We start from the raw sequence: 24,297 nt of genomic DNA, 5'->3' as shown, positions 1-24,297 counted from the left end.
TTATCCCGGTACTAGAATCGGGGCATGGTCAGGTTGCCGCTCACCCCCGCAGAGGTCGAACGCGGACAGCGCCTCGGTGCCCTCCTGCGCCGCGCCCGGGGGGAGCGCTCGATGCTCCTCACCGCGCTGGACGCGGGTGTCTCACCGGAGACGCTCCGAAAGATCGAGTCCGGCCGCATCGCCACCCCCGCCTTCCCGACCATCGCGGTGATCGCCGACGTCCTCGGCCTCTCCCTCGACGCGGTGTGGTCGGAGATCAACAAGTCGGACGACGAGGCCGAGTTCACCCCGGCAGAGCACGGCGTGGCCGAACGGTTGGCGTCCTAGCCTCACCCGCGCCTGCCGGTGACACGCGGACGCCGGCCCCGGTCGGTGAGCGACCAGGGCCGGCGGGTGATGCGTTCAGGAGGCGGCGATGCCCTCCATGCCGATGCCGTCGGCGAACTTCGGCAGGCCCTCCACGGTGGTGACGAGCTTCAGCGAGCCGTCCTCGTGCACCTCGTAGCCCTGCACGTTGCCGGCGGTGGCGTTCTGCACGTACAGGAAGCCGTCGCTGGTGGTCATGTCGATCGACCCGCCGCCGGTGTCGGCCGCGACGTCCTTGACGAGTACGAGCTTGCCGTCGTCGTCGACCCGGTAGGAGCTGATGGTGGAAGTGCCGGCGTTGGCGACGAAGAAGTAGTCGCCGACGCGCTGGATCCAGCACGGCGCCTGCTGGCCGTTGGGCACCGACGGCCCGACCTGGTCGAGCGCGCCGTCGTCCTCCAGCTCGAACCGGCTGACCGCGTTCGCGCCCGACTCGGTGACCAGCAGCGAGTCCTCGCTGTCGAAGGTGAAGCCGAACGGGGTGTTCCCCGCGTCGCTGATCACCGGGTTGCGGGCCAACTCGCCGTGGCGGCCGATCTCGTAGCTGAACATGACGTTGGCGTTCTTCGCCGCCACCAGGACGAACTCGCTGTCCGGGTCGATCTTGACCTGCGCCGGGGCGGAGGCGAACGCGGGCGGGTTGCCGTTGTGCAGCCCGAGCGACCGGTTGGCGTCCTCGATCCGCGACAGGTGCCCCTTGTTCAGCTTGAAGCCCTGCACCGACCCCTCGCCACCGGCGTTGAGGACGTAGACGAGGTCACCACGGGCCGCGACGCTCACCGGCAACAGACCGCCGGACCAGATGACCTGGAGCTTGTGCAGCTTGGTCCCCTCGACACCGAAGACCGTCACGGTGTTGCTGCCCGCGTTCACCGCGAAGAGGAGACCGCGGTGGTAGATCAGGGACCCTTGTGAGGCCAGCGCGTCGAGCGGAGCGCCGATGGTGAACCCGCCCAGCCCTCCGGTCTCGTACTCACCCGCCTTGGTGAGGCGGCCGTCCTCGTCCCGGTCGTACACCTTGATGGTGTTGCCTTCGGCCTTGTTGGTCTGCACGAAGACCGCGCCCTCGCCGCCGTGATGGTGTTCACCTCCCCTACGGTCGTCGTGGTGCCCAGGGCCGCCGCCGTCGGCGAAGGCGGTCCCGGGGATCGATCCGACGCTGGTCAGACCCGCCAGGAGGGCTGCCGCGAGCGCGATACTGCGCTTCATCACTGACTCCTTTGCACCCGAAGGGAGGAATACGAGTTTTCCTCTCTTTCGAACGCTATCGGAGCAGGTAAGCGGCCTGGCCTTACTTACCCTAAAGCGGTAATTCCGCGCCTTTCCCTCGAACGAGATGACGTCTGTGCGGTTATGACCTATGACGTCGGCCCGGATCGCGGGATGGTCCAGGCTCAGCGCGGGTCGGGCCACCACGGTTCGAGGACGGTCGGGTCGGCGACGTACCCCTCCACCTGCGTCCGCTGCTCCAGGCTCAGGGACAGCGACCGGAGTCGGGCGCCCCACTCGGGCACCTGGTCGGCCTTCTCCAGCGCGGTCGCCAGTTCGATCAGGGCGGCCAACGCCATCGCCTGCTCAACCACCGGCGCGTCCTCGGCACGGCGGCGCATCCCCGAGTCGAGCGCCCGGTAGGCCGCCCGGTCGTCCATCTTGAACTCGCGCAGGATCCGGGCGTTGTCGAGGACCCGGGCCAGCCCCTCGAGCTCCTTCGACCCGCCGTACTCCACATCCTTCGGCTCGTCGCGCTGGATGAAGGTGATGGTGTTGCCCGACGGGTCGACGATGCTGAACCGCGACGTCCCGGCCCGGTAGCGGGACATTCGAGGCACACCCTTGACCAGGACCCTGCCGTACGTGCGGCACATCGCGTCGGCGAACACCGCGTGGTACGGCGCGACCGCGTCGACCATCACCAGGCAGCCGCCGGACGCCTCCTTCGCCGGGTCGAGGTCCTTCGGCGCGGGGCCGTAGTGCAGCTGGAACCCGCTCCACGTGAAGGCCAGGTACACGTAGGGCTTGAGCTGCTCGTAGGCCACCTCGAACCCGAGCGCACGCCAGAACGCCAGGGTCTCCTCCGGCGCCGGGCAGGGCAGCAACGGCACGGTGGTCTCGTTCGGCTGGACACGGTCCTCATCGGTCGCCATCATCGTTCCCCGTCCGATCGGCAGGCCGGCCATTGTGCCACTACCGGCGACGGGCATCGCCCGGTTTCGTCTCCTACCCCGGTAGGAGACGCGTTCCGACCGGTGGCCGCAACCGGGGCTTCCGGTCGGACGTGATCGACGGGCCCGACCACGACCATCTACAGACATGACAATCGATGTGCGCCGGGCGGCACACTGGCACCGCCCACTGATGCTCTTCGTAGCCGCGATGGCGGTGCTCGCCGTCGTCTGCCTGGTCGGCGTCCTGGTCGACTCGCGCGTCCTCACCGGGGCACCGATCTGGCTCAAGCCGTTCAAGTTCGCGGTGTCCTTCGTGCTGTACGGCGCGACGCTCGCCTGGATGCTCTCCCTGTTGCCACGGCGCAGCCGAGCCGCCGAGTGGGCGGCGACGGTCGTCGTCGCGATGGCGGTGATCGAGATATTGGTGATCGTCGGCCAGGTGGTCCGCGGGCAGACCAGTCACTACAACGGCACCTCCGCGTTGAACAGCGCCTTGTTCTCGGTGATGGGCTTGGCGATCATGGTGCTGTTCATCGCGCACCTCCTGATCGGTGTCGTGCTGCTGATCCGGCGGATCCCCGACCGGGCCGCCGCGACCGCGGTCGGGTGGGGGCTCGGCCTGTCGCTGCTGGGCATGCTCGCGGCGATACCGATGGTGCTGCCCATGCAGGAGCCGGGGATCGACGGGATCTCCGGGGCGCACAGCGTGGGGGTCCTCGACGGCGGGCCGGGGCTGCCCGTGGTCGGCTGGAGCACCACCGGCGGCGACCTGCGGATCGGGCACTTCGTCGGGCTGCACGCCCTCCAGGCGCTGCCCCTCCTGGCGATCCTGCTGAGCCGGTTCGCCACCCGACTCGATGAGCGCACCCGCGTCCGGCTCCTGGTCGTCGCGGGCGGGGCGTACGGCGTACTCACCGTGATGTTGACCTGGCAGGCGCTGCGCGGACAGCCGCTGCTACGGCCGGACGCCGTGACCCTCGCGGCGGTCGCGGCCCTGGTGGTCACGACCGCGACCGCCGCCGGGCTCGTGCTGGCGCGCCGCCGCCGACCGGACCTGGCGCTGGCGGCATGACCGAAACGCTGTTCTCCCTGACCTTCGCGGTGGCCGCGCCGTTCTGGGCGCTGATGATCCTGCTGCCGCGCTGGTCGTGGACCGCCCGGATCATCGCCTCGCCGCTGATCGTCCTGCCGGTCGTGGTGATCTACGCGCTGCTGGTGCTGCCGGCGTTCGGTGAGGTGCTGCCGGCCGTGGCCTCGCCGACGCTGGCCGGGGTGCGGGACCTGCTCGGCACTTCCGACGGCGCGGCGGCGGGTTGGGCCCACATGATCGCGTTCGACCTGTTCGTCGGGCGGTGGGCGTGGTTGGACAGCCGGGAACGGGGGGTGCCGGCGCTGGTGATGGCTCCGGTGCTGCTGCTGACCATCCTGCTCGGACCGCTCGGTCTGGCCGCGTACCTCGCGGTCCGGACCCGGTGGCGGCGGCCGACGCCGCCGCCACCGGCCGGCAACGCCTAGGCTGACCGTCGTGAGCTGGCTGGCGCGACTGTTCGACCTACGGGACACGCTCGTGCGGATGGTGCTTCTCGACCTGACCGGGCTGTGCTACCTGCTCGTCGTCCCGCACTCCACCAGCACGCCCACGACGACACAGTGGATGCTCGCGGTGCCGGCGTTCGCGGTGGCGCTGGCGGCGCACCGTCGACCGGTCGTGAACATGGTGGCGCAGGCCGCCCTGCTGGCGGTCGCCATCAGCCTGATCGACGACCTCACCATCAACCAGGTCGGCGCCAGTTGGGCCTTGTTCGAGATGACCATGCGGGCGCGTGGCCCGCGGGCCATCTGGCTGGCCGCCGCGCTGCTGGTGGTGGTCGACCTGACCGACTCGATCGGCGACCCGCCACGCCGGTTCGCCTCCGGGGTCGTCGGGCTCGCCGTGGAGGTCGGCGTGCCGGTGCTGCTCGGCCTCGTCATCCGCGCCAACCGGGAGCTGGGTCGGCAGGCGCTGGAGCGGGCCCTCGCCGAGCAACGCCAGCACGAGTCGGAGAGCCGCGCCGCCCGCGCCGACGAGCGCAGCGCCATAGCCCGCGAGCTGCACGACGTCGTCGCGCACCACGTGGCGTCGATGGTCCTGCGGGTCGGCGTGGCCCGGCACGTGCTCACCGACCCGGACCCCCGGGTGGGCGAGGTCTTCGACGACGTGCACGGCACCGGCACCGCGGCCCTCGCGGAGCTGCGCCGGCTGGTCGCGGTGTTGCGAAACCCCGACGGGGTACGCGGCGACGCGGCGCTGACCGCGATCGAGCCCGCCGCGCTGCCGGCGGCGATCGGCGCGTCCATCGACCGGGCCCGACAGGCGGGTGTCACCGTGGAGGCCGATCTCGACGCGGCGATCGGTTCACTCGACGCGGTACGCGGCATGGCCGTGCTGCGGCTCACCCAGGAGGCGCTGACCAACGTGGCCAAACACGCCGGGACGTCAGCGGTGGCGCGGCTCGTCGTCGCCGTGCGCGACGGCACCGTGCACTGGGAGGTCACCGACACCGGCCGCGCCGGGGTGCCGGTTGCTCTCCCGGCCGGTGGCGGGCACGGCATCACCGGCATGCGCGAGCGCGTCGAGGTCCTCGGCGGCCGGTTGGAGGCGGGGCCGACCGGCACCGGCTGGCGGGTGCGCACCGCCCTCCCGGCCGTGGTCGGCGCCTCGGGCCGGAGCCCGGCCGGGTCGGTGCCCGGCGACCGTGCGGCTTCGGCCGGGTCGGCGCCCGGTGGCCCTGCGGCCTCGGCCGGGTCGGCGCCCGGTGGCCATGCGGCCTCGGCCGGGTCGACTCCCGGTGACCCTGCGGCCCCGGCGGCCTCCCGCACGCCGGAGCCGGCGTGATCCGGGTGTTGCTGGTCGACGACCAGCACCTCATCCGGGCCGGGCTGCGGATGCTCTGCGACGCCCAACCCGACGTCGAGGTCGTCGGGGAGGCCGACAACGGCCGCGAGGCGATCACGCTCGCCGCGCGGCTGCTGCCCGACGTCGTCGTCATGGACCTGCGCATGCCGGGCGTCGACGGGATCACCGCGACCAGCCGGATCCTCGCCGAACGCCCCGCCACCCGCATCCTGGTGCTGACCACGTTCGGCGACGACGACCACCTTTACCCCGCCCTGACCGCCGGCGCCTGCGGATTCCTGCTCAAGGACGCGCCCCCGACCGAGTTGCTGGACGGCATCCGCCGGGCCGCCGCCGGTGACAGCCCGTTCAGCGCGGAGGTGCTCCGACGTCTCGTGCGACGCGCGGTACACGCCCGCCCCGAGACACCCCGACCGGTGCCGGGGCTGACCGCCCGCGAACAGGACGTGCTGAACCTGGTCGCCGAGGGCCTGTCCAACACCGAGATCGGCGAGCGACTCCACATCGGCGTCACCACGGTGAAGACCCACATCACCAGTCTGATGACCAAGACCGACAGCCCCAACCGGGTACGCCTGGCCCTGTTCGCGCGTGGTGTCTGATCCGCTCCCGCCACGCGTCGCGGGGCGAGATGGTCAGGCCCGCATCCGCGCGGAGACGGCGATGACGAGCAGCAGCGGCACGATCAGCAACGCCGGGGCGACGACCGGCAGGTGCAGGGCGACGAGCGCGCCGACCGCCGCGCCGACCATGAGGGCCAGCAGGACCTGTGCCTTGGGGCGCAGGCTGCCCCAGGGGCTGCGGGCGGCGACGCCGGCGATCAGGCTGGTGAGCGTGCCGGTCAGGTACGTGGAGGACAGGCCGGGCACGCCGAACCGTTGGATCGCGCTGCTCTGCACGCCCAGCGCGACGGCGGACAGCATGAGCAGCGCGAGGTGCACCCGCGCGTCGGGGGTGTGCAGCGTGACCTCCCAGACGACGAGGAAGACGACGAACACCACCAGTTCCAGGACCAGCGCCCAGGTGACCCGTCGCGGCCAGACCGGGTCGTCCGGTTGCGCCGAGCCGACGACGCGGGCCCCCGCGAGGACACCGACGATGAAGCTGACGATCGCGCAGCCCGACGTCAGCGCCAGCTCGGCGTCGCCACGGCCCGCCGAGAGTCCGAGCAGGACCATGTTGCCGGTCATGACGCTGGCGAAGGCCCCGCCGAGGGAGAGGAACCCGAGCGCGTCGGCGCTGCCGGTCAGGAAGGTGAGCACGACGACGAGCGCGTGCCGTCGGCGCAGGAGGCGCGGGTCGTGCTGAGCTGCGAGGTCGGGCTGGATCACGCGGGGGACTGTGCTCGACACCGTCGGCCACCCTCCAGAGATTGTTCTTCGTATACACTTTGTCCGGACATGTTCACGGAGAGGCGACCAGGTGGCTGACGATCTGCGGGACAAGCTCGGCGCCCAACACCTGCCGTTACGCGATCAGGTCCTCACCGCACTGCGCACCGCGATCATCGACGGCGACTACCTGCCCGGTGAACGGCTCACCGAGGACCGGCTCGCCGAGGACTTCGGCGTCTCCCGCAACCCGGTCCGGGAGGCTCTCCGCGTCGCCGAGGCCGAAGGTTTCGTCCTGATCCTCCCCCGCCGGGGAGCGGTGGTCGCCTCACCGAGCAGCGGGACCATCGCCGACATGTTCGCCGTCCGCGAGCGCCTGGAGACGCTGGCCGCCCGGCTGGCCGCCGAACGGGCCACCCCCGCCGACGTGGCCGCCCTGCGGGCCCTGCTCGACCAGGGCCGCGAGGCGACCCAGCGACAGGACCTGGCCCGGGTCGCCGAGCTGAACAGCAGACTGCACCTGCGCATCCTGCAGATCAGCGGGAACCCCTGGCTGTCGTCGATCGCCAAGTCGCTCTACCTCCATGTCCAGTGGGTCTTCCGGCTCGGGGCGGCGGAACGCGCACCACACTCGTGGGCCGAGCACATCCAGCTCGTCGACGCCATCGAGTCAGGTGACGGCGACCGCGCCGAGCGGGCCGCGCTCGCGCACCTCGACGCGGCGTCCGCCGCTGCCCACGAGAACGCCGAGGGCGGCTACGGCCGGCCCTAACGGCCGCAGGCGTAACCCTGCATCCCGCGCGGGTTCGCACCGGCGGCCAGCACACCCGTCGCCGGGTCACGGGTCACGGCACAGAGCCGACCGAGGCTCCACCCGTCGACGACACGCACCTCGTGCCCGTACGCGCGCAGGGCCGCCGGCACGCTGTCGTCGTAGCGGTCCTCCACCACCAGGACGCCGGGCTCCGAGTCCCGTGGATAGAACGACCCCGGCAGGCCCAGCGTGTGCCAGGCCGGCGCGTCGATCGCCTCCTGCAGGGACCGACCGCCGACGAGGTGCCGCAGCAGGAAGGGCAACTGCCACTGGTCCTGCTGGTCGCCACCGGGTGTCCCACACGCCAGCACCGGCTCCCCGTCGCGGTGCACCATCGTCGGGCTCAACGTCGTACGCGGGCGCCGCCCCGGCGCCAACGACGACGCGAGCCCCTCCTCCAGCCAGAACATCTGCAACCTGCTGCCCAGCGGGAAGCCGAGTTCCGGGATGGTCGGCGAACTCTGCAACCACCCACCACTCGGGGTAGCGGAGATCATGTTGCCCCACCTGTCGACCACGTCGACGTGGCAGGTGTCGCCACGGGTCACCCCGTCCGACTGCACCGTCGGCTCTCCCGTCGTCGCGTCCGTCGGGTCGGCCCGCCGCCCGACACCGGGTCGGACGTGAGCCGGTAGGCGGGGCTGTGCCCCGTCGGGGCGCCCCGGCCGCAACTGAACCGACGCCCGGTCACCGACGAGGGCCGCCCGCTCCCGCGCGTACTCCCGGGAGAGCAGCGCCTTGGCGGGCACGTCCACGTCGTCGCCGTACCAGGCCTCCCGGTCGGCGAAGGCGAGCTTGAGCGCCTCGACCTGGGCGTGCACACCGGTAACGGTGTCCGGGTCGTACGCGGCGGGGTGGTCGAGCGCGTCGAGGGTGGCCAGCGCTTGCAACAGCACCGGGCCCTGACCCCAGAACCCGGTCTTCGCCACCGAGTAGCCGTGCCAGTCGATGGTGGCGGGCTCCTCCCAGGTCGCCGAGTACGCGGCCAGGTCGTCCCCGGTGACCAGACCGGCGTTCGGTCGGCCGCTGGAGTCCTGGAAGGGCCGTCGGCTGAACGCGTCGATCGCCTCGGCGACGAAACCCGTGCTCCAGGCGCGTCGCGCTGCCTCGATCTGCGCCTCCCGGTCCGCGCCGGCCGCCTGCCCCGCCTCCACCAGTCGGCGCAGGGTGTCCGCGTACGCCGGGTTGGTGACCAGCTCCCCCGCGCGCGGCGGTCGGCCGCCGCGCAGCCAGAGCGCGGCGGAGGTCGGCCAGTGGTCCTCGAACAACGACCGCACGGCGGCCACTGTGTCACCGACCCGGCCCACCAGCGGGTGACCGGCGGCGGCGTAGCCGATCGCCGGGTCCAGCACCTCGGCGAGGGTGAGTGTGCCGTGCTCGCGCAGCAGCAGGAGCCAGGCGTCCACGGCGCCGGGTACGGCCGCCGCGAGCGGCCCGGCCCCCGGGACGAGGTCCATCCCGAGGGACCGGAAGTGCGCGATGGTGGCGCCGGCCGGTGCCGGACCCTGCCCGCACAGCACCTTCGGTCCGGGGTCCCGCACGGTGGCCACGATGGCCGGGACCTCGCCGCCCGGCCCGTTCAGGTGCGGCTCGACCACGTGCAGGACGAACCCGGCGGTGACCGCCGCGTCGAAGGCGTTGCCGCCGCGTTCGAGGATGCCCATCGCCGCCTGGCTGGCGAGCCAGTGCGTCGAGGACACCATGCCGAAGGTGCCCTGCAACGTGGGTCGGGTGGTGAACGTCATGACAACACCTCACTGGGATCTGCGGTGCGAACGTCGGGGCCGGTGCCGTCCGGCCGGACCAGGTGGCAGGCGGCCATCCCGTCGCCGATCGCCGTCTGCGCCGGCACCTCAGTCGCGCACCTGTCGAACGCGAGCGGGCACCGGGTCCGGAACCGGCAGCCGGACGGCGGGTCGAGCGCGGAGGGCAGGTCGTCGCCGAGCAGCACCGGCTGACGCTGCCGTTGACGCACCGGGTCGGCCACCGGCGCGGCGGACAGCAGAGCCTGGGTGTACGGGTGGGCGGGCCGGGCGAAGATCCGCTCGCGGGTGCCCTGCTCGACGAGTCGGCCCAGGTACATGACGGCGATCTCGTCGGCCAGGTACTCGACGGCGGACAGGTCGTGGGTGATGAAGAGGCAGGCGAACCCGATGTCGCGTTGCAGGTCGGCGAGGAGGTTGAGCACCGACGCCTGCACCGACACGTCGAGCGCGCTGGTGGGTTCGTCGGCGATGAGCAGCATCGGTTCGGAGATCAGCGCCCGGGCGATGCTGACCCGTTGGCGTTGCCCACCGGACAGCTCGTGGGGGTAGCGACGTGCCACCTCGGCGCGCAGGCCCACCCGTTCGAGTTGCGGGGCGACGCGGGCGTCCCGTTCGCGCCGGGAGAGCCGCCTGCCCGACAGCCGCAGCGGCTCGGCCACGATCTCGCCGACCAGCATGCGCGGGTCCAGTGACGCGGCCGGGTCCTGGAAGACGATCGACACCGCGCCACGGTGCGGGCGCAGCCGCCGTCGGGACAGGTGGGTGACGTCGGTGCCGGCGATCCGGATCGTCCCGGCGGTGGGTTCGACCAGCCGCACCACGCAGCGGCCCACCGTCGACTTGCCGGAGCCGCTCTCCCCCACCAGCGCCGTGACCCGCCCCCTCGGGATGCTGAGGGACACCCCGTCCACGGCGCGGACCGGGCCGAAGTGCATCACCAGGTCCTCGATCTGCAGGGCGTTCGGCTGCGGCGTCATCGGGTCGCCTCCTGGGTGGGGCAGGGGTGCCAGCAGGCCGCGAGGTGGTCCCCGCCGCCGATGCCCGCAAGCGGCGGGGCGGCGTCGCGGCACGTGGTGTCGGCGGCCGGGCAGCGGTCCGCGAAGGTGCACGCGTCGGGTTGCGTCGACAGCACCGGCACCAAGCCGGGGATCTCGGTCAACCGGTGCGTGCCGGCGTGCCGCCCCGGCCGCGGTGACGCCGACAGCAGCCCGGCGGTGTACCGGTGCCGGGGGTGTGCGAACAGGTCGTCCACGGGTGCCCGCTCCACGACGCGCCCCGCGTACATGACGACGACGCGGTCCGCGATGTCGGCGATCACGCCCAGGTCGTGCGTGATGATGAGGACACTGGTGCCGAGCCGGTCCCGCAGGTCGCGAAGCACCTGCAGGATGCCGGCCTGGACGGTGACGTCCAGCGCGGTGGTCGGCTCGTCGGCCACCAGCACCTTCGGGCCGCAGGCCACCGCCATCGCGATCATCACGCGTTGCCGCATGCCACCGGAGAGCTGGTGCGGATAGGTGTCGACCCGAAGGGCCGCGGACGGGATGCCGACGAGCGTCAGCAGCTCGACGGCGCGGGCCCGGGCGGCCCGTCGGGACATCCGCTCGTGGACCTGGAGCACCTCCCCGATCTGCCGCCCCACGGTGAGCACCGGGTTCAACGACGTCATCGGCTCCTGGAAGATGTAGGCGATCTCCTGCCCGCGTACCCGGCGCAACGCCGACTCGCGGGCGCCGACCAGCTCGGTGCCGTCGAGGCGTACGGAGCCGGTGATCCGGGCGCTGCCGGGCAGCAGACCGGCGATGCTCATCGCGGTGACGCTCTTTCCGCACCCCGACTCACCGACCATCCCGACGATCTCCCCGGGGGCGAGGTCCAGGCTGACGCCGTCCACCGCCGAGACGGTGCCGGTCTCGGTCGGGAAGGACACCGAGAGGTCGCGGATCTCCAGCACGGGCGCGGTGACCGTGGTCATCGGCGCTCTCCCTTCGGGTCGAGGGCGTCCCGCAGGGCGTCACCGAAGACGTTGAACGCCAGCGCCAAGCCCATGATCGCCACACCGGGGAAGACCGCCGCCCACGGTGCCCGGGCGGCGAACTGCTGAGCGGTCGCCAGCATGGTGCCCAGGCTGGGCGCCGGTGGCTGGATGCCGAGGCCGAGGAAGGACAACACCGCCTCGCCGAGGATCGCGGCCGGGATGGCGACGGTGGCCTGCACCAGGATCACCGACGTCGCGTTCGGCAGGATGTGCCGGGCCAGCACCCACAGGTCACTCGCCCCGTCCACCACGGCCGCCGCGACGAAGTCCAACGACTTGAGGCGCAGCGTGTCCGAGCGGACCACCCGGATCACCCCGGGGATCTGGGCGATGCCGATGGCCACCGCGGCGTTGCCGAGGCTGGCTCCCCGGATGGCCGCCAACCCCACCGCCATGATCAGGAACGGGAAGGCGAGCAGCAGGTCGGTGAAGCGCGAGATGACCGCGTCCCAGGCGCGGAAGTAACCCGCCGCCAGCCCGAGTGGCACCCCGATGACCAGGGAGGTGACCACCGCCAGGAGCCCCACCTGCAACGACGCCCGGGCGCCGAGCATGATGCGGGACAGCACGTCGCGGCCGAGGTCGTCGGTGCCGAGCACGTGCCCGGCGGTGCCAGGAGGTGCGAGGGTACGGGCGAAGTCGGTCTGGTCGACGGAGTACGGCGCGATCCACGGCGAGAGCAGCGCGATGACCGCCGCGAGCGCGAGGACGACGAAACTGACCACCGCGAGGGGGTTGCGGCGCAGCCGACGCAGCACCCGCGTACGCCTGGTGACGCCGACCGTGGTCTCCGCCACCGGTACGGTGAGGACGGTCATGCCGGATCTCCCGTCACCCGGATGCGGGGGTCGATGACCGAGTAGAGCAGGTCCACCAGGAAGTTGATCACGATGTAGGCGGTCGCGGTGAGCAGGACGACGGCCTGGATCACCGGGTAGTCCCGTTGGAACACCGCGTCGATGGTCATCTTGCCGAAGCCCGGGAGCCCGAAGATCTGTTCGGTGACCACCGCGCCCGAGATCAGTCCTCCGAGTTGGAGACCCACCACGGTCACCACCACGATGAGGCTGTTGCGCAGCGCGTGCCGGGTGATGACGGCACGTGGTCGCAGGCCCTTCGCCTTCGCGGTGCGGACGTAGTCCGACGAGAGCGAGTCCAGCATCGCCGAGCGGGTCTGGCGCATGATGATGGCGGCGAGGCCGGTCCCGAGGATCACCGCCGGCAGCACGATGTGGTGCAGGTTGTCCACGGGGTCCTCCAGGATCGGCACGAAGCCGGAGGCGGGGAACAGCCCGGTCGCCACGGACAGGTAGAGGATCGCGAGCAGCCCCAGCCAGAAGTGCGGCACCGACAGGCCGATCAGCGCCAGACCGTTGGCCAGCCACTCCGCCGGCCGTCCGCGACGCACCGCCGCGAGCACGCCCGCGCCGACCCCGAGCGCCGAGGCGATGAGGATCGCCAGGACGGACAGCTCGACCGTCACCGGCAGGGCGGTCGTGAGCATCGACGAGACCGGCGTGCCGGTGCGGATGGACACCCCGAAGTCGCCCTGCGCCATGCGCTCCACGTACTGCGCGAACTGGACCGGCAGCGGTTGGTCCAGCCCGTAGTGCCGGCGGATCGCCTCCAACGCCTCCGGTGACCGGTCCTCGCCGGCGAGGGCGAGGGCCGGGTCACCGGGCAGCGCCCGTACGCCGACGAAGACCACGACCGTCGACAACAGCAGGGTCAGGGCCGACTGCCAGGCACGGGTGAGCAGGTATCGGGCCACCGTGACCTACTTGGCGAAGCCGGCGAAGCCCGCCCGGAGCACACCGTCCGGGAAGACCTGCAGGCCCTGGATCTGCTTGCTGACGGCGGTCAGGTTCCGCTGCCGGTAGAGGTAGATGAGCGCGTCGTCCTGCTGCAGCAGGGTGACCGCCTGCCCGTACAGCTTCTTGCGCTCCTCGACGTCGCCGGCCTGGCGGGCCTGGGTCAGCAGTGTGTCGAGCTGCGGGTTGCTGTAACCGGCGACGTTCTGGCTGGCCCCGGTGCCGACGAAGTTCGTGATGTTGGCGTCCGGGTCGATGCGCCCGCTCCAGCCGAGCTGCAACAGCTCGAAGTTGCCGCGGTCCTGCTCGTCGAGGAGCGACGAGTACTCGACCGGGTTGATCTTCAGGTCGAACCCGCCGTCCTTGACCATGGACTGCAGCGCCTGGGCGAGCCGCAGCGTGTCGGGGGTGTTGGACGCGAGCATCGTCACCGGGTACGGCGTCTGCACACCCGCCTCGGTGAGCAACTGCTTGGCCTTGGCGGGGTCGTGCGCCGGGCAGGTCTGTGCCTCCGGCGAGGAGAACGGGCTCGCGGGTGAGATCGGCGAGCAGGCGGCGGTGTGCACGCCGTTGAAGACCGCGTCGACGAGCGCCTTGCGGTCGATGGCGTGCTCGAACGCCTGTCGTACCTTGGCGTTCTGCGCGAGGGGCCGGTTGATGGGCTTCGGCGCGGTGCCGACGCCGTCGACGTTGCCGACGTTGATGGTCAGCCCCTGGTACCCGAGGGACTGCGACTGCAGGACGGAGACCGCGGCGTCCTGCCGCAGGGAGGCGACGTCCTGGGTGGACACGCTGTCGGCGACCTGCACGTCGCCGGAGCGCAGGTTGGCGGCGCGGATGCTCGCGTCGGTGAGGATGCGCCACGAGATGGCGTCGAGGTGCACCGTGCTCGCGTCGTAGTAGTTCGGGTCTCTCACGACGTCGATCGAGTTCTGGGGCACCCGCTTGGCGAACTTGAAGGGACCGACGCAGACCGGTGCGGAGGCGAAGTCGTCGCCGAGGCTCTGCAGCGCCGTGGCGCTCATGATCATGCCGGCCCGGTCGGCGAGAGCGCCCAGCAGCGGCGCGAACGGTTGCTTCAACCGCAGGACGACGGTCTGCGCGTCCGGGGTGTCGACGCCGTCGATGGGACCGAGTTCGCTCTTGCGCGCCGATCGGGAGTTGGTGAGGTGGCGTTGCAGGGTGGCCTTCACCGCGGCGGAGTCGAACGGCGTCCCGTCCGCGAAGCGGACGCCCGGGCGCAGCGGGATGGTCACCGTCCGGCCGTCGCCGCTCGTGGTGGGCAGCGCGGTCGCGAGTTGGGGTACGACCTGCGCCTTCTCGTCGACGTCGTAGAGCTTCTGGCACATCGCCTGGAAGACGTAGCGGGAGTAGAGGCTTCTCGACAGCGTCGGGTCCAACGCGTCGGGCTCGGCGGACAGGGCGATGACGAGCTTGCCGCCCTGCTTCACGGCGGCCGGGTCGGCCGGCGTACCGAAGGAGTCCTGGCCGGCCGACTGGTCGCCGCCGGACTGGTCGCCGCCGCCGCTGTCGGACACCGGTGAGCAGGCGACGACCGCGCAGACGACGGTGGCCGCCGCGACCGCGGCCCGCAGAGAACGGCTCGTGTCGCTGACAAAGAGGTTCGTCATGGAGAGCTCCTCGAATGGGCGATTCGGGGAGCGTATGTTGTATACGATGACCGCCGCAAGACCTCCCTGAATGGCTTTCCGAAGCCCGGCCGACCCCCTTCGCGCTCCGGCGGCGATCAGCTCGCGGTCCGGGTCCGGCCGCCCCGCACGAGGCTGAGCAGGACGACCAGCGCGAGCACCGCCACCACCGCGCTGAAGATCTCGCCGGCGGGCCGCAACCCGATCGTCTGGATCAGCAGGCCGACCCCGACCGCGGGCACGCCGAGCATCGCGAACAGGATGGCGAAGAAGGTCGACACCGCCTCGGCCCGGTGCTGCGGCGCGGTCTTCATCGTGATCGTCGCGACGCCGTCGCCGACCGCCACACCGGACGCGACCCCGACGACCGCCGCGCTGACGAAGAGCGTCGCCAGCAGGGCCATCCACATGCTGAACGCGAGCAGGCCGGCCCCCACGACCAGACCGACGCAGGCGTAGGCCAGAGCGGCGCGCGAGGACAGGACGCGGGTCAGCAACTGACCGAACGCGGCACCGGTGAAGGCCACGAAGACCACGAGCGCGGCCAGGGTGTGCGACCCCTCGTGCAGGACCATGCCGAGGAACAGGCCGGTCACCGACGTCAGCACTCCGAGAGCCGCGAAACCCGCCCCGGCGGTGATCGCCGAACGGACGAAGTCGCCCCGGATGGCCGGCGGCACCGACAACCGTTGCACCCGCAGGGTCACCGGTGAACGCTCCCGCACCGTCTCCGGCACACCGCGCATCACGATGATCGCGATGACCGCCAGGACCAGCACGATCGCCCAGGGCAGCCGGAGCGGGTCCGGGGCCACGTCGGACACGATCCCGGACAGCAGCGTGCCGGTGGCGAGACCACCCAGGTTCGCGAAGATCGACACGGTGGCGGCCCGTTTCGGATGCCGACGGCTGATCAACTCCGCCAGCGCCGCCGTCGCCGCGCCGATGATCAGCGCCGCGGAGAGACCGGCGATGATCCGACCCACGATGATCATCGCCAGGTCCACGGCGAACAGGAAGACCGCGTCGGCGGCGACCGACAGGACCAGCGCGATGAGGATGACCGGACGACGGCCGATCTGGTCGGAGAGCCGACCGAAGACCAGCAGCCCGATGACCACGCCCAACGCGTACAACGCGTAGACGACGGTCACGGTCAACGACGAGAACCCGAACTCCATCTCGTAGAGCGGGTAGAGCGGGGTCGGCACGGTGGTGCCCACGAGCGTGATCCAGAACGCGAACGAGACCCGTGCCGCGCCGGACGGGGAACCGGACCGTGTCACAGGTACAGCATGGTCTCGGTCCCGGACCGAGGTGCGCCAACCGACCTAAACGCCCTCATCAGGTGGTGGGACAGGCGCGACGCGGTGGGAGGCGGCCGGGACCGCGCGCCTCCCACCGCGTACTCCTAGGAGTTGTACGCCTGCGCCGTCACCCGGGCCCGACGAGCCAGGCCGGGCCGCGCGGGCCACGACACCCGCACCTCGCGGGTCTCCCCCGGCAGGAGCCAGAAGTAGTTGTCGTCGTAGCGGGCCGGCAGAACCCTCGCACCCTGCTCGTCACGCACGGCGAGCCGCACCAACGCGGCGACCGTACGACCCTGGTTGCGAACCGTCGTGGTGACCGTGTTGCGGCCGTCCACCACACGGACGGTGCCCGACGAGGTGGACAGGCGGGTGCTCGGCAGGTCGTTGAGCGCCCGCATCTGCTCGGCCTTGTCGTAGCGCCAGTAGGTGTTCTCGGTGAGCAGCCGGTCACGGCCGTCGCGCAACTCCAGGCGGACCAGGTGCAGCCCGCCTCCGTCCGGCGCGGCGAGCGGGAAGACCGCCGCCGTCGCCGAACGAGCCACGTCCACCCGCTGCCGCTGCGGCGTCCCCACCTGCCGACCGAACAGGTCGTACCGCCGGGCGGTGACCGTCACGCCGGTGAGCGCCGCCGCGGTGTGGTTGACCACCCGGACCTGCCAGGTGCCCGGGTCGGCCTGCACGTGCAGCGGCTCGCAACCCTTGCGGGCGCCGTAGTAGGCGCCGTTCACGTCGAGGTCGTAGTCGTAGGTCTGCCAGACCGTGCTGTGCCACGCCGGGTGCGACATCCACAGCAGCAGGCCGGTGGCGTCCTGCCACAGGTTGGCGTTCCACGCCTCGAACATGGCGCGGTGGCTCTCGTAGTTGACGAACTGCGCCCGGGTGGCGAACTCGTCGAGCGAGCCGGACTCCCCGAGCCGCGCGTCGATGGCCGCCTGGTACGTCCCGACGCGCTGGTTACCGATCGTCGACCAGTCGTGGTAGTTCCACACCTCGCTGATCGGCCACTCCTTCGCGTCGCCGACGAGGTTGCGCATGCTCTCCGTCACCGACACGACCGGCATGCCGATCTCGGTGTGGAAGCCGAAGGAGTCGGCCTCGTACATCGCCACGTCGGTGTAGGTGCTCGGGTCGACCCAGTGGTACGGCCCGCGCCCGCTGACGATGCCGCTGGCGGAGTTGGGGATGTAGAGGATCTCCGGGTGCTCGGTGCTGACCGCCTGCTTGAGACCGGCGTCGACGATCGGCGGCGGGTCACCCTCGTTGGCGCCGCACCACACCACGATGCTGGGGTGGTGCCGGAACCGCCGGATCGTGTCGGCGGCGATGTCCACGTAGCCGGGCGGGTTGGGCAGGAACCCGCCGGCCTGCCAGAAGTCGTTCCAGACCAGGATGCCCTGCTCGTCGCAGGCCCGGTACAGCTCCTCGCGGTTGCTGCTGCCGAGCCAGTTGCGGATCATCGTGAAGTTCATGTCGCGGTGCATCTCGACGGTGTCGGCCAGCCGGTCGGGCAGCACCCGGCGCAGCAGCTCGTCCCAGCCCCAGTTGCCGCCCCGGGCGAACACCGGCACACCGTTGACGGTGATCTTCAGCTCGGTGATCTTGTTGCTGACCGACTTCACGTCGGTCCACGACCGCCCGTCGTCCGACACCTGGATGACGAAGTCGCGGGCGTACGCCTGCTCCCAGACGATGGAGACTTGGTCGAAGGTGACCGGTGCGCCCAGGTCGACCTGGATCCACTGGTCGTCCTCGAACGTCGACGACCACCGGGTGCGGGGGTTGCCGTCGACGGCCCGGTCCGGTCCGTTGGAGTCGCCGTCCGACGACGACGCGCTGGCGACCTTGCCCAGGGCCAGGTCCACATCCGGCTCGGCCTGCCGCCGCACCGAGAGCGTCCACATGGACACCCCCCACGAGGTCACCCGCGCACCGGTCTGGATGCGCAGGTGCCGGGCGGTCCGGCTGGCGAACGTCTCGACCTGCTCGGCGCGGCTGCCCAGCGGGGTGTCGTTGCTGACCGACGTCACGTCGGTCCAGGCGTCCCCGTCGGCGGAGACCTGCACGCGGTAGTCCAGCGCGTACGCCTGCTCCCAGACGATGGTGACCCGGTCGAAGTCGACAGCCGCGCCGAGGTCGACCTGGATCCACTGGTCGTCCTCGGCCTTTGAGGCCCAGCGGGTTGCCGCGTCGCCGTCGACGGCCTTGGCGGCCACGTTGGTGTCGTTCTCCGCCGACGAGGCGGTCGCGTCGCGGCGCAGGGCGAGGTCCGGGCCGGTGCCGTCGGCCACCGACAGCGCGTACATCGAGATGCCCCAGCCGGTCGCGCGCTGACCGGCCTGGATGCGGACGTGCCGGGCGTGCTGCCGGTCGAACGTGACGGTCTGCGTCGCCGCCCCGTCGACGAAGTCCAGGGCGGGCTTGCCGGGCGGCGAGATCACGATCGGCTGGTGCCAGTCGTACGCGAACTGCCGGACGCCGAAGCGCAGCTCACGCCGGTCGCTGACCGCGCGCTTGACGGTGGCGGTGAGCGTGAGGTCGTACAGGTGGGGGTCGCCGTAGCCGTTGGGCCACCAGAGCCGGGGTTTGCGCAGGCGCAACGCGGGGAAGCGCTCCGGCGCGAAGGTGACGGTGGTGCTCCCGCCGGCGGGGACGGTGGCGGTGGACTCGACGCGTACCTTGTCGAACTCGGCGCGGACGGTGACCGTGGTGGCGGTGGCCGTCGCGTTGCGGACCGGCACCCGGATGGTGACCTCGGCGGTGTCGGTTCGGGGCAGGTCCGGCAGCGTGGTCTGCACGTGCGGGTCGCCGACGACCACGGGGCCGGTGCTGCGCAGCCGGACGTGGTCCCAGAGGCCGGTGACCCGGTCGCGGACGGCGGGCATCCAGTCCCAGCCGGACACCGCCAGGTAGGTCGGCGCGTCGAGGTAGTGGTGCGCCGACTGGAGGAAGGTACGCCCGTCGGGGCCCTTGTCGCCGGGGGTGCCCTGGTGCGGCATCGGGGTTACCCGCACGGCGAGTACGTGCTCGCCCCGGTGACCGGCGAGGGCGTCGGTGATGTCGAAGGCAGCCCGCGCGAAGGGGTGCTTGACGCTGCCGACCTGCACACCGTTGACCCAGGCGGTCGCCTCGTGGTTGATGCCGTCGAACTCCAGCCAGATCCGCCGACCGGCCGAGGTGTCCAGCTCGCGCGGCAACCGCAGGGAGCGCCGGTACCACCAGGTGTGCCGGGACAACGCCTCGGGGATGCGCATGTTGTTGAAGCCGGACACCGGGTCGGGCAGGTGGCCCTGCTCGACCAGCGTGCCCAGCACGGTGCCGGGCACCGTCGCCGGCAGCCAGGACCGGACGTCGACACCGGCCCGGGAGAGTTCGGCGCCGTCGGCGGTGCCCGCGAAGTCGTCCATCGTCAACGACCAGCCCGACTCCAGCGGCACCGTGCCGTCGGCGGCGACGGTGAGCGCGGGGGCCGGACCGGTGTTGCCGCCCTCCCAGCTCGTCCAGCCCTCGGCCGTCGGCCGAGGCGCCAGGGGCACGCCGTACACCTGGAAGCCGTTGAGGCCCACCGGGTTGCTGTTCGAACGCTTCGTGGCGGTCATGCGGATCCAGCGGGCGTCGACCGGCTCGGGCAGCTTGATGGCCTGCACGCCGCCCTGGCCCTCGGTCGTCTCGTAGATCGACCGCCAGGTGCGGCCGTCGGTGGAGACCTCGATCCGGTACGCCGTGGCGGCGCTGGAGAGGATCTCGTCGCCGTCGGTCTCGGTGTAGTTGCCGTCGAACGGCCCGTCGGCGAGCGTCGCCTCGAAGACCAGGGTGACGGCCTCGACCCGGCAGAGCGCCTGCAGGTCCACCGAGATCCACTGTGGATCGGCGTTGCCCGCCGCCCGCCAGCCACTCCCCCGGACGCCGACCTGCGGCAGACCGTCCACGGCGAAGGTCGCGGGCGTCGGCGCGTAGTCGGTCGAGGAGACCGCGACCGGCCGGTAGCGGGCGAGGTCGGTCGGCTGCGGGGTGGCAGGCGGCGCCGCCGGGGCGGCGGCTACGGCCGCGTCCGGGAGGACCGCGGCCGCTCCGACCGACGCGAGCAGCGTGGCTCCGGCGGAGAGGAAGGTACGCCGCGACAGGGACGATGGCTCGGACATTCTGCCTCCAGACGTGACAACGTTGTCAGACGAGGGTCCGTGACAACGTTGTCAGATCGTGGCCGCATGTTTCGCCGGAGTCAAGAGGCCGAGTCGATCGTGATCACAAGAACACGGATACGCGCGGTGATCCATGTCGGACCGCACCAACCGGCGTGGCCCGGCCCGTCCGGACGTCCTGCCACCGCTGCCGGTGATCGGATTCGGCCAGGCACCCCGATCCTGCCCGACGGGCTGGCGGCGGCGAGGTTGGCGGGGGCGGTTGGCACGCTGCCTGTGGAGCTGATGTCGCAAACGAATCAGCGCGGGTGGTCGCAGCCCTCGCGGGTGGATCCCCGAACCATGACCGTCAGCCGTCGGTGGGGCGAACATCGAGGTTGATGTCGCAAACGATTCAGCTCCACAGGCACCGACCAACACCCTCGGCCCACGCGGCGCGGAGCGAGCGCGGGATGCTGCGGCCACCGGGTGCGGATGACGGGCGGTCAGCTCGACGCCGGGCCCTCGCCGCGCCGACGGTCGCGACGGTGGTACTCGGGGCGGAGCTTCGCGGCGGCGAACGCCCCCTTCACCGCCGCCGAGAGCGCGACGATGTCGTACGCGCCGTGGTGGCGCCGGCCGTTGATGAAGAAGGTCGGGGTGCCGGTGACGCCGCTCAGGTCGGCCGACTCGACGTCCTCGGCCACCCGGTCCACACCCATCCGTCCGGCCATGTGCTCCCGGAACATGTCGAGATCCAGGTCGAGCTGCTCGGCGTAGCCCAGGATGTCGGTGGGGTTGAGCGCGTCCTGGTGGGTGAGGAGCAGGTCGTGCATCTCCCAGAACGCGCCCTGCTCCCCCGCCGCCTCGGCGGCCTCGGCGGCGAGCTGGGCGTGCGGATGGACATCGGTGAGCGGCAGGTGCCGCCAGACGTACCGGACGTTGGCGAAGTCGGCGAGCATCTCCCGCACCACCGGCTCGGCCTGCCCGCAGTAGGGGCACTCGAAGTCGCCGTACTCGACGACCGTCACCGGCGCGTCGAGCGCCCCGCGCATGTGGTCGCGCCCCGACTCGACCGGAAGCCTCAGGTCGACGATGGCCTCGGTGACGCCGAGCAGGGCGCGCGCACGTCGCGTCGGCGAGAGTCGGGCGACGGCACGGAACACCAGCCAGGTCACGACCGACGAACCGACCGTCGCGACCAGGATGCCGAACTTCGCCTCGTCGAGCGCCGGGCCGTGCAGGGCGTGGGTGGCGATCAGCAGGGCGACGGTGAACCCGATACCGGAGACCGTGCCCACTCCCGCCACGGCCACCCAACCGACGGGCGGCCGGAACCGGTTGCCGCTCAGCCGGGCCACCAGCCACGAGGTGGCCACGATCCCCGCCGGCTTGCCGACGACGTACGCCGCCACGACGCCGAGCGTCACCGGGGAGGTCAGGGCCCGGGACAGCAGCTCGCCGTCGAGCACGATCCCGACGTTCGCCAGGGCGAAGAGCGGCACGATCACGTAGCTCGCCCACGGGTGGTAGAGGGTCTGCAGCCGCTCGTTCGGCGACAGCGCCGAGGTGAGACCGGCCTGGGCCATCCGGGCGAGCTGCGGGGTGGGCTGTTCCCGGAAGAGGCGGAACTGGTCGCTCGCCCGTTGAAGCTCGTCCCGCCCGGGGGCGTACGCGTAGGTCAGCAACCCCATGATCAGGCCCACCACGACCGGGTCGACACCGGACTCCGAGACCGCGACCCAGGCCGCCAGCCCCAACAGCGCGTAGACCGGCCCGAACCGCACGCCCCACGCCCGGACGAGCAGCACGACACCGAAGATCGCCGCCGCGACGAGCAACGCCATGGGCGAGGGGTGATCCGGGTACGCGATGGCCAGCACCGCGATCGCGACCAGGTCGTCGACGACGGCGACGGTCAGCAGGAAGCCGCGCAGCCGGTCGGAGAAGCGCGGCCCGAAGACGGCGAGGGCGCCGAGTGCGAGCGCCGTGTCGGTCGCCATCACGGCACCCCACCCGGCGGCGGTGGTCTGCCCCGCGTTGAACGCGAGGTAGATCCCGATCGGCACGAGCATGCCGCCGAACCCGGCCAGCATCGGCAACGCCAGTCGCCGCCGTTCCCGCAGCTCGCCGATGTCGAACTCGCGACGCAACTCCAGCCCCGCGACCAGGAAGAAGAATGTCATCAACCCGCTGTTGACCCAGGTCCGCAGGTCGTGCGACACCGGCCAGTCACCGAGCCGGACCGAGAAGGTGGTGCTCCAGACCGACTCGTACGACGACGAGTGCAGGTTCGCCCACACGAGGGCCACCACCGCGGCGACCACTACCACCCGCGCACCGCCGGTCTCGGTGCGCAGGAACGCGCGCAGCGGAGCGTTGAACCGCCCCTCCCAGACGGTCCGGTTGGTCATCATCCGGCGCGGGCTGTTGCTCGTCACGGGACAATCTTCGTTGACCCGACCGACACGCGGTCGCGATTGAGGCACATGGCCGACCGACCGTCGTGGGGCGGGAACCCCCTACTCCTCCTCGGTGAACACGGCGGCGCGGCGCTGCCGGATCGCCGGGAGGACGGCGACCACGAGCGCGGCGACGGCCAGGACCAGGAACACCGCGGAGAGCGGTCGGGTCACGAAGACCGACGGGTCGCCACGGGAGATGATGAGCGCACGTCGCAGGTGCTCCTCCAGCAACGGGCCGAGGACGAAGCCGAGCAGCAGCGGCGCCGGCTCGCACCCGCACTTGATCAGCAGGTAGCCCAGGATCCCGAAGAACGCGATCGCGTAGACGTCGTACGCGTTGAAGTTCAGCGAGTAGGTGCCGATCGCGGCGAACAGGATGATCATCGGGAACAGCACCTGGTACGGGATGCGCAGCATGCGCACCCAGAGGCCGATCAACGGCAGGTTCAGCAGCAGGAGAATCACGTTACCGATCCACATCGACGCGATCAGACCCCAGAACAGCGCCGGCTCGTCGTTGATGACGTTCGGGCCGGGGGTGATGCCGTGGACGATGAACGCGCCGATCATCAGAGCCATCACCGGGTGCGCGGGCAGACCCAGGGTGAGCAGCGGGATGAACGACGTCTGCGCGGCGGCGTTGTTCGCCGACTCGGGACCGGCGACACCCTCGATGGCGCCGTGCCCGAACTCCTGCGGCCGCTTCGAGACCCGCTTCTCGACGGCGTACGAGGTGAACGAGGCGAGCACGTGGCCGCCCCCGGGCAGCACACCGAGCGCGGCGCCGAGACCGGTGCCCCGCGCGATCGGGGCAACGATCCGACGCCGGTCCTCCCGGGTCGGCCAGAGGTTGGTCACCCGGTCGACGATCGCCGTACGGGTCTGCTCGTTCTCCAGGTTGCGCAGGATCTCGGCCACCCCGAACAGGCCCACGGCGACCGACACGAAGTCGATGCCCCCGTACAACTCCCGCTGCTCGAACACGAACCGGGGCGTCCCGGTGTAGATGTCCTGGCCGACAGTGCCGAGCAGCACGCCGAGCGCGATCATCGCCAGCGCCTTGAGGGCCGTGCCGCGCGCCAGCGCGATCGACACGATCAGGCCGAACAGCACGAGCGAGAAGTAGTCGGCCGGGCCGAACTTCAAGGCGACGCCGGCCAGCGGTGGAGCCGCGGCGGCCAGCGCCACGGTGGCGACCGTACCCGCGACGAAGGACCCGATCGCCGCGGCCGCGAGGGCCGGTCCGGCCCGGCCCTGGCGGGCCATCTCGTGCCCGTCCAGCGCGGTGACCGCCGCGGACGACTCACCGGGCAGGTTGATCAGGATGGCGGTCGTCGAACCACCGTACTGCGCGCCGTAGTAGATGCCGGCCAGCATGATCAGCGCCGTCACCGGTTCGAAGCTGAACGTGATCGGCAGCAGCATCGCCACCGTCGCGGTCGGCCCGATACCGGGCAGGACGCCCACCGCGGTGCCGAGCAGCACACCCACGAAGCAGTAGAGGACGTTCTGGACCAGGAGGGCCGTCGAGAAGCCCAGCGCGAGGTTGTCGAGGAGTTCCATGCCTC

The 24,297-nt window shown here is 71.4% G+C and carries 19 protein-coding genes; 6 read left to right on the top strand and 13 right to left on the bottom strand.

Annotated elements, in window-relative coordinates; all coding sequences use genetic code 11:
- Window positions 1-24: 24 nt before the first annotated feature.
- Window positions 25-327 (top strand): helix-turn-helix transcriptional regulator, encoded by a 303-nt coding sequence (locus O7617_RS26580; protein ID WP_282258876.1) that lies wholly within the window; start codon window positions 25-27, stop codon window positions 325-327.
- Window positions 328-402: 75 nt separating this feature from the next.
- Here the strand turns inward: O7617_RS26580 and O7617_RS26575 are convergent, their stop codons facing one another.
- Window positions 403-1,575 (bottom strand): beta-propeller fold lactonase family protein, encoded by a 1,173-nt coding sequence (locus O7617_RS26575; protein WP_282258875.1) that lies wholly within the window; start codon window positions 1,573-1,575, stop codon window positions 403-405.
- A gap of 185 nt (window positions 1,576-1,760) precedes the next feature.
- Window positions 1,761-2,513: a glyoxalase gene (locus O7617_RS26570; RefSeq protein ID WP_282258873.1), complete on the bottom strand. Its 753-nt coding sequence runs from the start codon at window positions 2,511-2,513 to the stop codon at window positions 1,761-1,763.
- Between the two features lie 163 nt (window positions 2,514-2,676).
- Between O7617_RS26570 and O7617_RS26565 the strand changes: the two genes are divergently transcribed.
- Genes O7617_RS26565 through O7617_RS26550 form a run of 4 tightly spaced genes read left to right on the top strand, consistent with a single transcriptional unit; the run spans window position 2,677 to window position 6,029 of the window.
- The gene (locus O7617_RS26565) at window positions 2,677-3,603 is read left to right on the top strand and encodes a hypothetical protein (RefSeq protein WP_282258871.1); all 927 of its coding nucleotides are present in this window, start codon (window positions 2,677-2,679) and stop codon (window positions 3,601-3,603) included.
- The gene (locus O7617_RS26560; RefSeq protein ID WP_282258869.1) at window positions 3,600-4,046 is read left to right on the top strand and encodes an ABA4-like family protein; all 447 of its coding nucleotides are present in this window, start codon (window positions 3,600-3,602) and stop codon (window positions 4,044-4,046) included. The genes O7617_RS26565 and O7617_RS26560 overlap by 4 nt, the downstream gene beginning before the upstream one ends.
- A 10-nt stretch (window positions 4,047-4,056) precedes the next feature.
- Complete coding sequence (locus O7617_RS26555; RefSeq protein WP_282258868.1) at window positions 4,057-5,406, top strand: histidine kinase; 1,350 nt, start codon at window positions 4,057-4,059, stop codon at window positions 5,404-5,406.
- A complete protein-coding gene (locus tag O7617_RS26550) occupies window positions 5,403-6,029 on the top strand; it encodes a response regulator transcription factor (protein WP_282258867.1) in 627 nt (208 codons plus the stop codon). Before O7617_RS26555 ends, O7617_RS26550 begins: the two co-directional genes overlap by 4 nt.
- A 33-nt stretch (window positions 6,030-6,062) precedes the next feature.
- On the opposite strand, the gene O7617_RS26545 is transcribed toward O7617_RS26550, so the two are convergent.
- Window positions 6,063-6,758 carry a YoaK family protein gene (locus tag O7617_RS26545; RefSeq protein WP_282258866.1) on the bottom strand — a complete coding sequence of 232 codons (696 nt, stop codon included), beginning with the start codon at window positions 6,756-6,758 and terminating at the stop codon, window positions 6,063-6,065.
- A gap of 91 nt (window positions 6,759-6,849) precedes the next feature.
- Here O7617_RS26545 and O7617_RS26540 point away from each other — a divergent pair, with 91 nt between their 5' ends.
- A complete protein-coding gene (locus O7617_RS26540; RefSeq protein ID WP_282258865.1) occupies window positions 6,850-7,530 on the top strand; it encodes a GntR family transcriptional regulator in 681 nt (226 codons plus the stop codon).
- On the opposite strand, the gene O7617_RS26535 is transcribed toward O7617_RS26540, so the two are convergent.
- The 10 genes from O7617_RS26535 to O7617_RS26490 all read right to left on the bottom strand — a co-directional run bounded on the left by O7617_RS26535 (window position 7,527) and on the right by O7617_RS26490 (window position 24,292).
- On the bottom strand, window positions 7,527-9,317 hold the full coding sequence (locus O7617_RS26535; protein ID WP_282258863.1) for a gamma-glutamyltransferase family protein: 1,791 nt from the start codon (window positions 9,315-9,317) through the stop codon (window positions 7,527-7,529). The genes O7617_RS26540 and O7617_RS26535 overlap by 4 nt on opposite strands.
- A complete protein-coding gene (locus O7617_RS26530) occupies window positions 9,314-10,315 on the bottom strand; it encodes an oligopeptide/dipeptide ABC transporter ATP-binding protein (protein ID WP_282258861.1) in 1,002 nt (333 codons plus the stop codon). Before O7617_RS26530 ends, O7617_RS26535 begins: the two co-directional genes overlap by 4 nt.
- Window positions 10,312-11,313, bottom strand: a complete 1,002-nt coding sequence (locus O7617_RS26525; RefSeq protein ID WP_282258859.1) for an ABC transporter ATP-binding protein — start codon at window positions 11,311-11,313, stop codon at window positions 10,312-10,314. Before O7617_RS26525 ends, O7617_RS26530 begins: the two co-directional genes overlap by 4 nt.
- Complete coding sequence (locus tag O7617_RS26520) at window positions 11,310-12,194, bottom strand: ABC transporter permease (RefSeq protein WP_282258857.1); 885 nt, start codon at window positions 12,192-12,194, stop codon at window positions 11,310-11,312. Before O7617_RS26520 ends, O7617_RS26525 begins: the two co-directional genes overlap by 4 nt.
- Window positions 12,191-13,147 carry an ABC transporter permease gene (locus tag O7617_RS26515; protein ID WP_145780691.1) on the bottom strand — a complete coding sequence of 319 codons (957 nt, stop codon included), beginning with the start codon at window positions 13,145-13,147 and terminating at the stop codon, window positions 12,191-12,193. The genes O7617_RS26520 and O7617_RS26515 overlap by 4 nt, the downstream gene beginning before the upstream one ends.
- Before the next feature lie 6 nt (window positions 13,148-13,153).
- Window positions 13,154-14,818 carry an ABC transporter substrate-binding protein gene (locus O7617_RS26510; protein ID WP_282258855.1) on the bottom strand — a complete coding sequence of 555 codons (1,665 nt, stop codon included), beginning with the start codon at window positions 14,816-14,818 and terminating at the stop codon, window positions 13,154-13,156.
- Between the two features lie 116 nt (window positions 14,819-14,934).
- Window positions 14,935-16,122: an MFS transporter gene (locus tag O7617_RS26505; protein WP_282258854.1), complete on the bottom strand. Its 1,188-nt coding sequence runs from the start codon at window positions 16,120-16,122 to the stop codon at window positions 14,935-14,937.
- Between the two features lie 125 nt (window positions 16,123-16,247).
- Complete coding sequence (locus tag O7617_RS26500; protein ID WP_282258852.1) at window positions 16,248-20,285, bottom strand: discoidin domain-containing protein; 4,038 nt, start codon at window positions 20,283-20,285, stop codon at window positions 16,248-16,250.
- A gap of 485 nt (window positions 20,286-20,770) precedes the next feature.
- Window positions 20,771-22,681 carry a Na+/H+ antiporter NhaA gene (gene nhaA, locus O7617_RS26495; protein WP_282264876.1) on the bottom strand — a complete coding sequence of 637 codons (1,911 nt, stop codon included), beginning with the start codon at window positions 22,679-22,681 and terminating at the stop codon, window positions 20,771-20,773.
- Between the two features lie 105 nt (window positions 22,682-22,786).
- Window positions 22,787-24,292, bottom strand: coding sequence for a tripartite tricarboxylate transporter permease (locus tag O7617_RS26490; RefSeq protein WP_282258851.1), 1,506 nt, complete (start codon window positions 24,290-24,292; stop codon window positions 22,787-22,789).
- Window positions 24,293-24,297: the final 5 nt, after the last annotated feature.

The sequence above is a fragment of the Micromonospora sp. WMMD1155 genome, from assembly GCF_029581275.1.
In the GTDB taxonomy this organism is placed as follows: domain Bacteria; phylum Actinomycetota; class Actinomycetes; order Mycobacteriales; family Micromonosporaceae; genus Micromonospora.
The sequence above is the reverse complement of the archived record's forward strand: the minus strand, read 5'-3'. Positions and strand labels throughout refer to the sequence as shown.

Bases quoted from the DNA above. Each gene is read 5' to 3' on its own strand.
- O7617_RS26580 (WP_282258876.1), top strand. From the start codon at position 25: ATGGTCAGGTTGCCGCTCACCCCCGCAGAGGTCGAACGCGGACAGCGC.
- O7617_RS26575 (WP_282258875.1), bottom strand. From the start codon at position 1,575: ATGAAGCGCAGTATCGCGCTCGCGGCAGCCCTCCTGGCGGGTCTGACC.
- O7617_RS26570 (WP_282258873.1), bottom strand. From the start codon at position 2,513: ATGATGGCGACCGATGAGGACCGTGTCCAGCCGAACGAGACCACCGTG.
- O7617_RS26565 (WP_282258871.1), top strand. From the start codon at position 2,677: ATGACAATCGATGTGCGCCGGGCGGCACACTGGCACCGCCCACTGATG.
- O7617_RS26560 (WP_282258869.1), top strand. From the start codon at position 3,600: ATGACCGAAACGCTGTTCTCCCTGACCTTCGCGGTGGCCGCGCCGTTC.
- O7617_RS26535 (WP_282258863.1), bottom strand. From the start codon at position 9,317: ATGACGTTCACCACCCGACCCACGTTGCAGGGCACCTTCGGCATGGTG.
- O7617_RS26530 (WP_282258861.1), bottom strand. From the start codon at position 10,315: ATGACGCCGCAGCCGAACGCCCTGCAGATCGAGGACCTGGTGATGCAC.
- O7617_RS26525 (WP_282258859.1), bottom strand. From the start codon at position 11,313: ATGACCACGGTCACCGCGCCCGTGCTGGAGATCCGCGACCTCTCGGTG.
- O7617_RS26520 (WP_282258857.1), bottom strand. From the start codon at position 12,194: ATGACCGTCCTCACCGTACCGGTGGCGGAGACCACGGTCGGCGTCACC.
- O7617_RS26510 (WP_282258855.1), bottom strand. From the start codon at position 14,818: ATGACGAACCTCTTTGTCAGCGACACGAGCCGTTCTCTGCGGGCCGCG.
- O7617_RS26500 (WP_282258852.1), bottom strand. From the start codon at position 20,285: ATGTCCGAGCCATCGTCCCTGTCGCGGCGTACCTTCCTCTCCGCCGGA.
- nhaA (WP_282264876.1), bottom strand. From the start codon at position 22,681: ATGATGACCAACCGGACCGTCTGGGAGGGGCGGTTCAACGCTCCGCTG.
- O7617_RS26490 (WP_282258851.1), bottom strand. From the start codon at position 24,292: ATGGAACTCCTCGACAACCTCGCGCTGGGCTTCTCGACGGCCCTCCTG.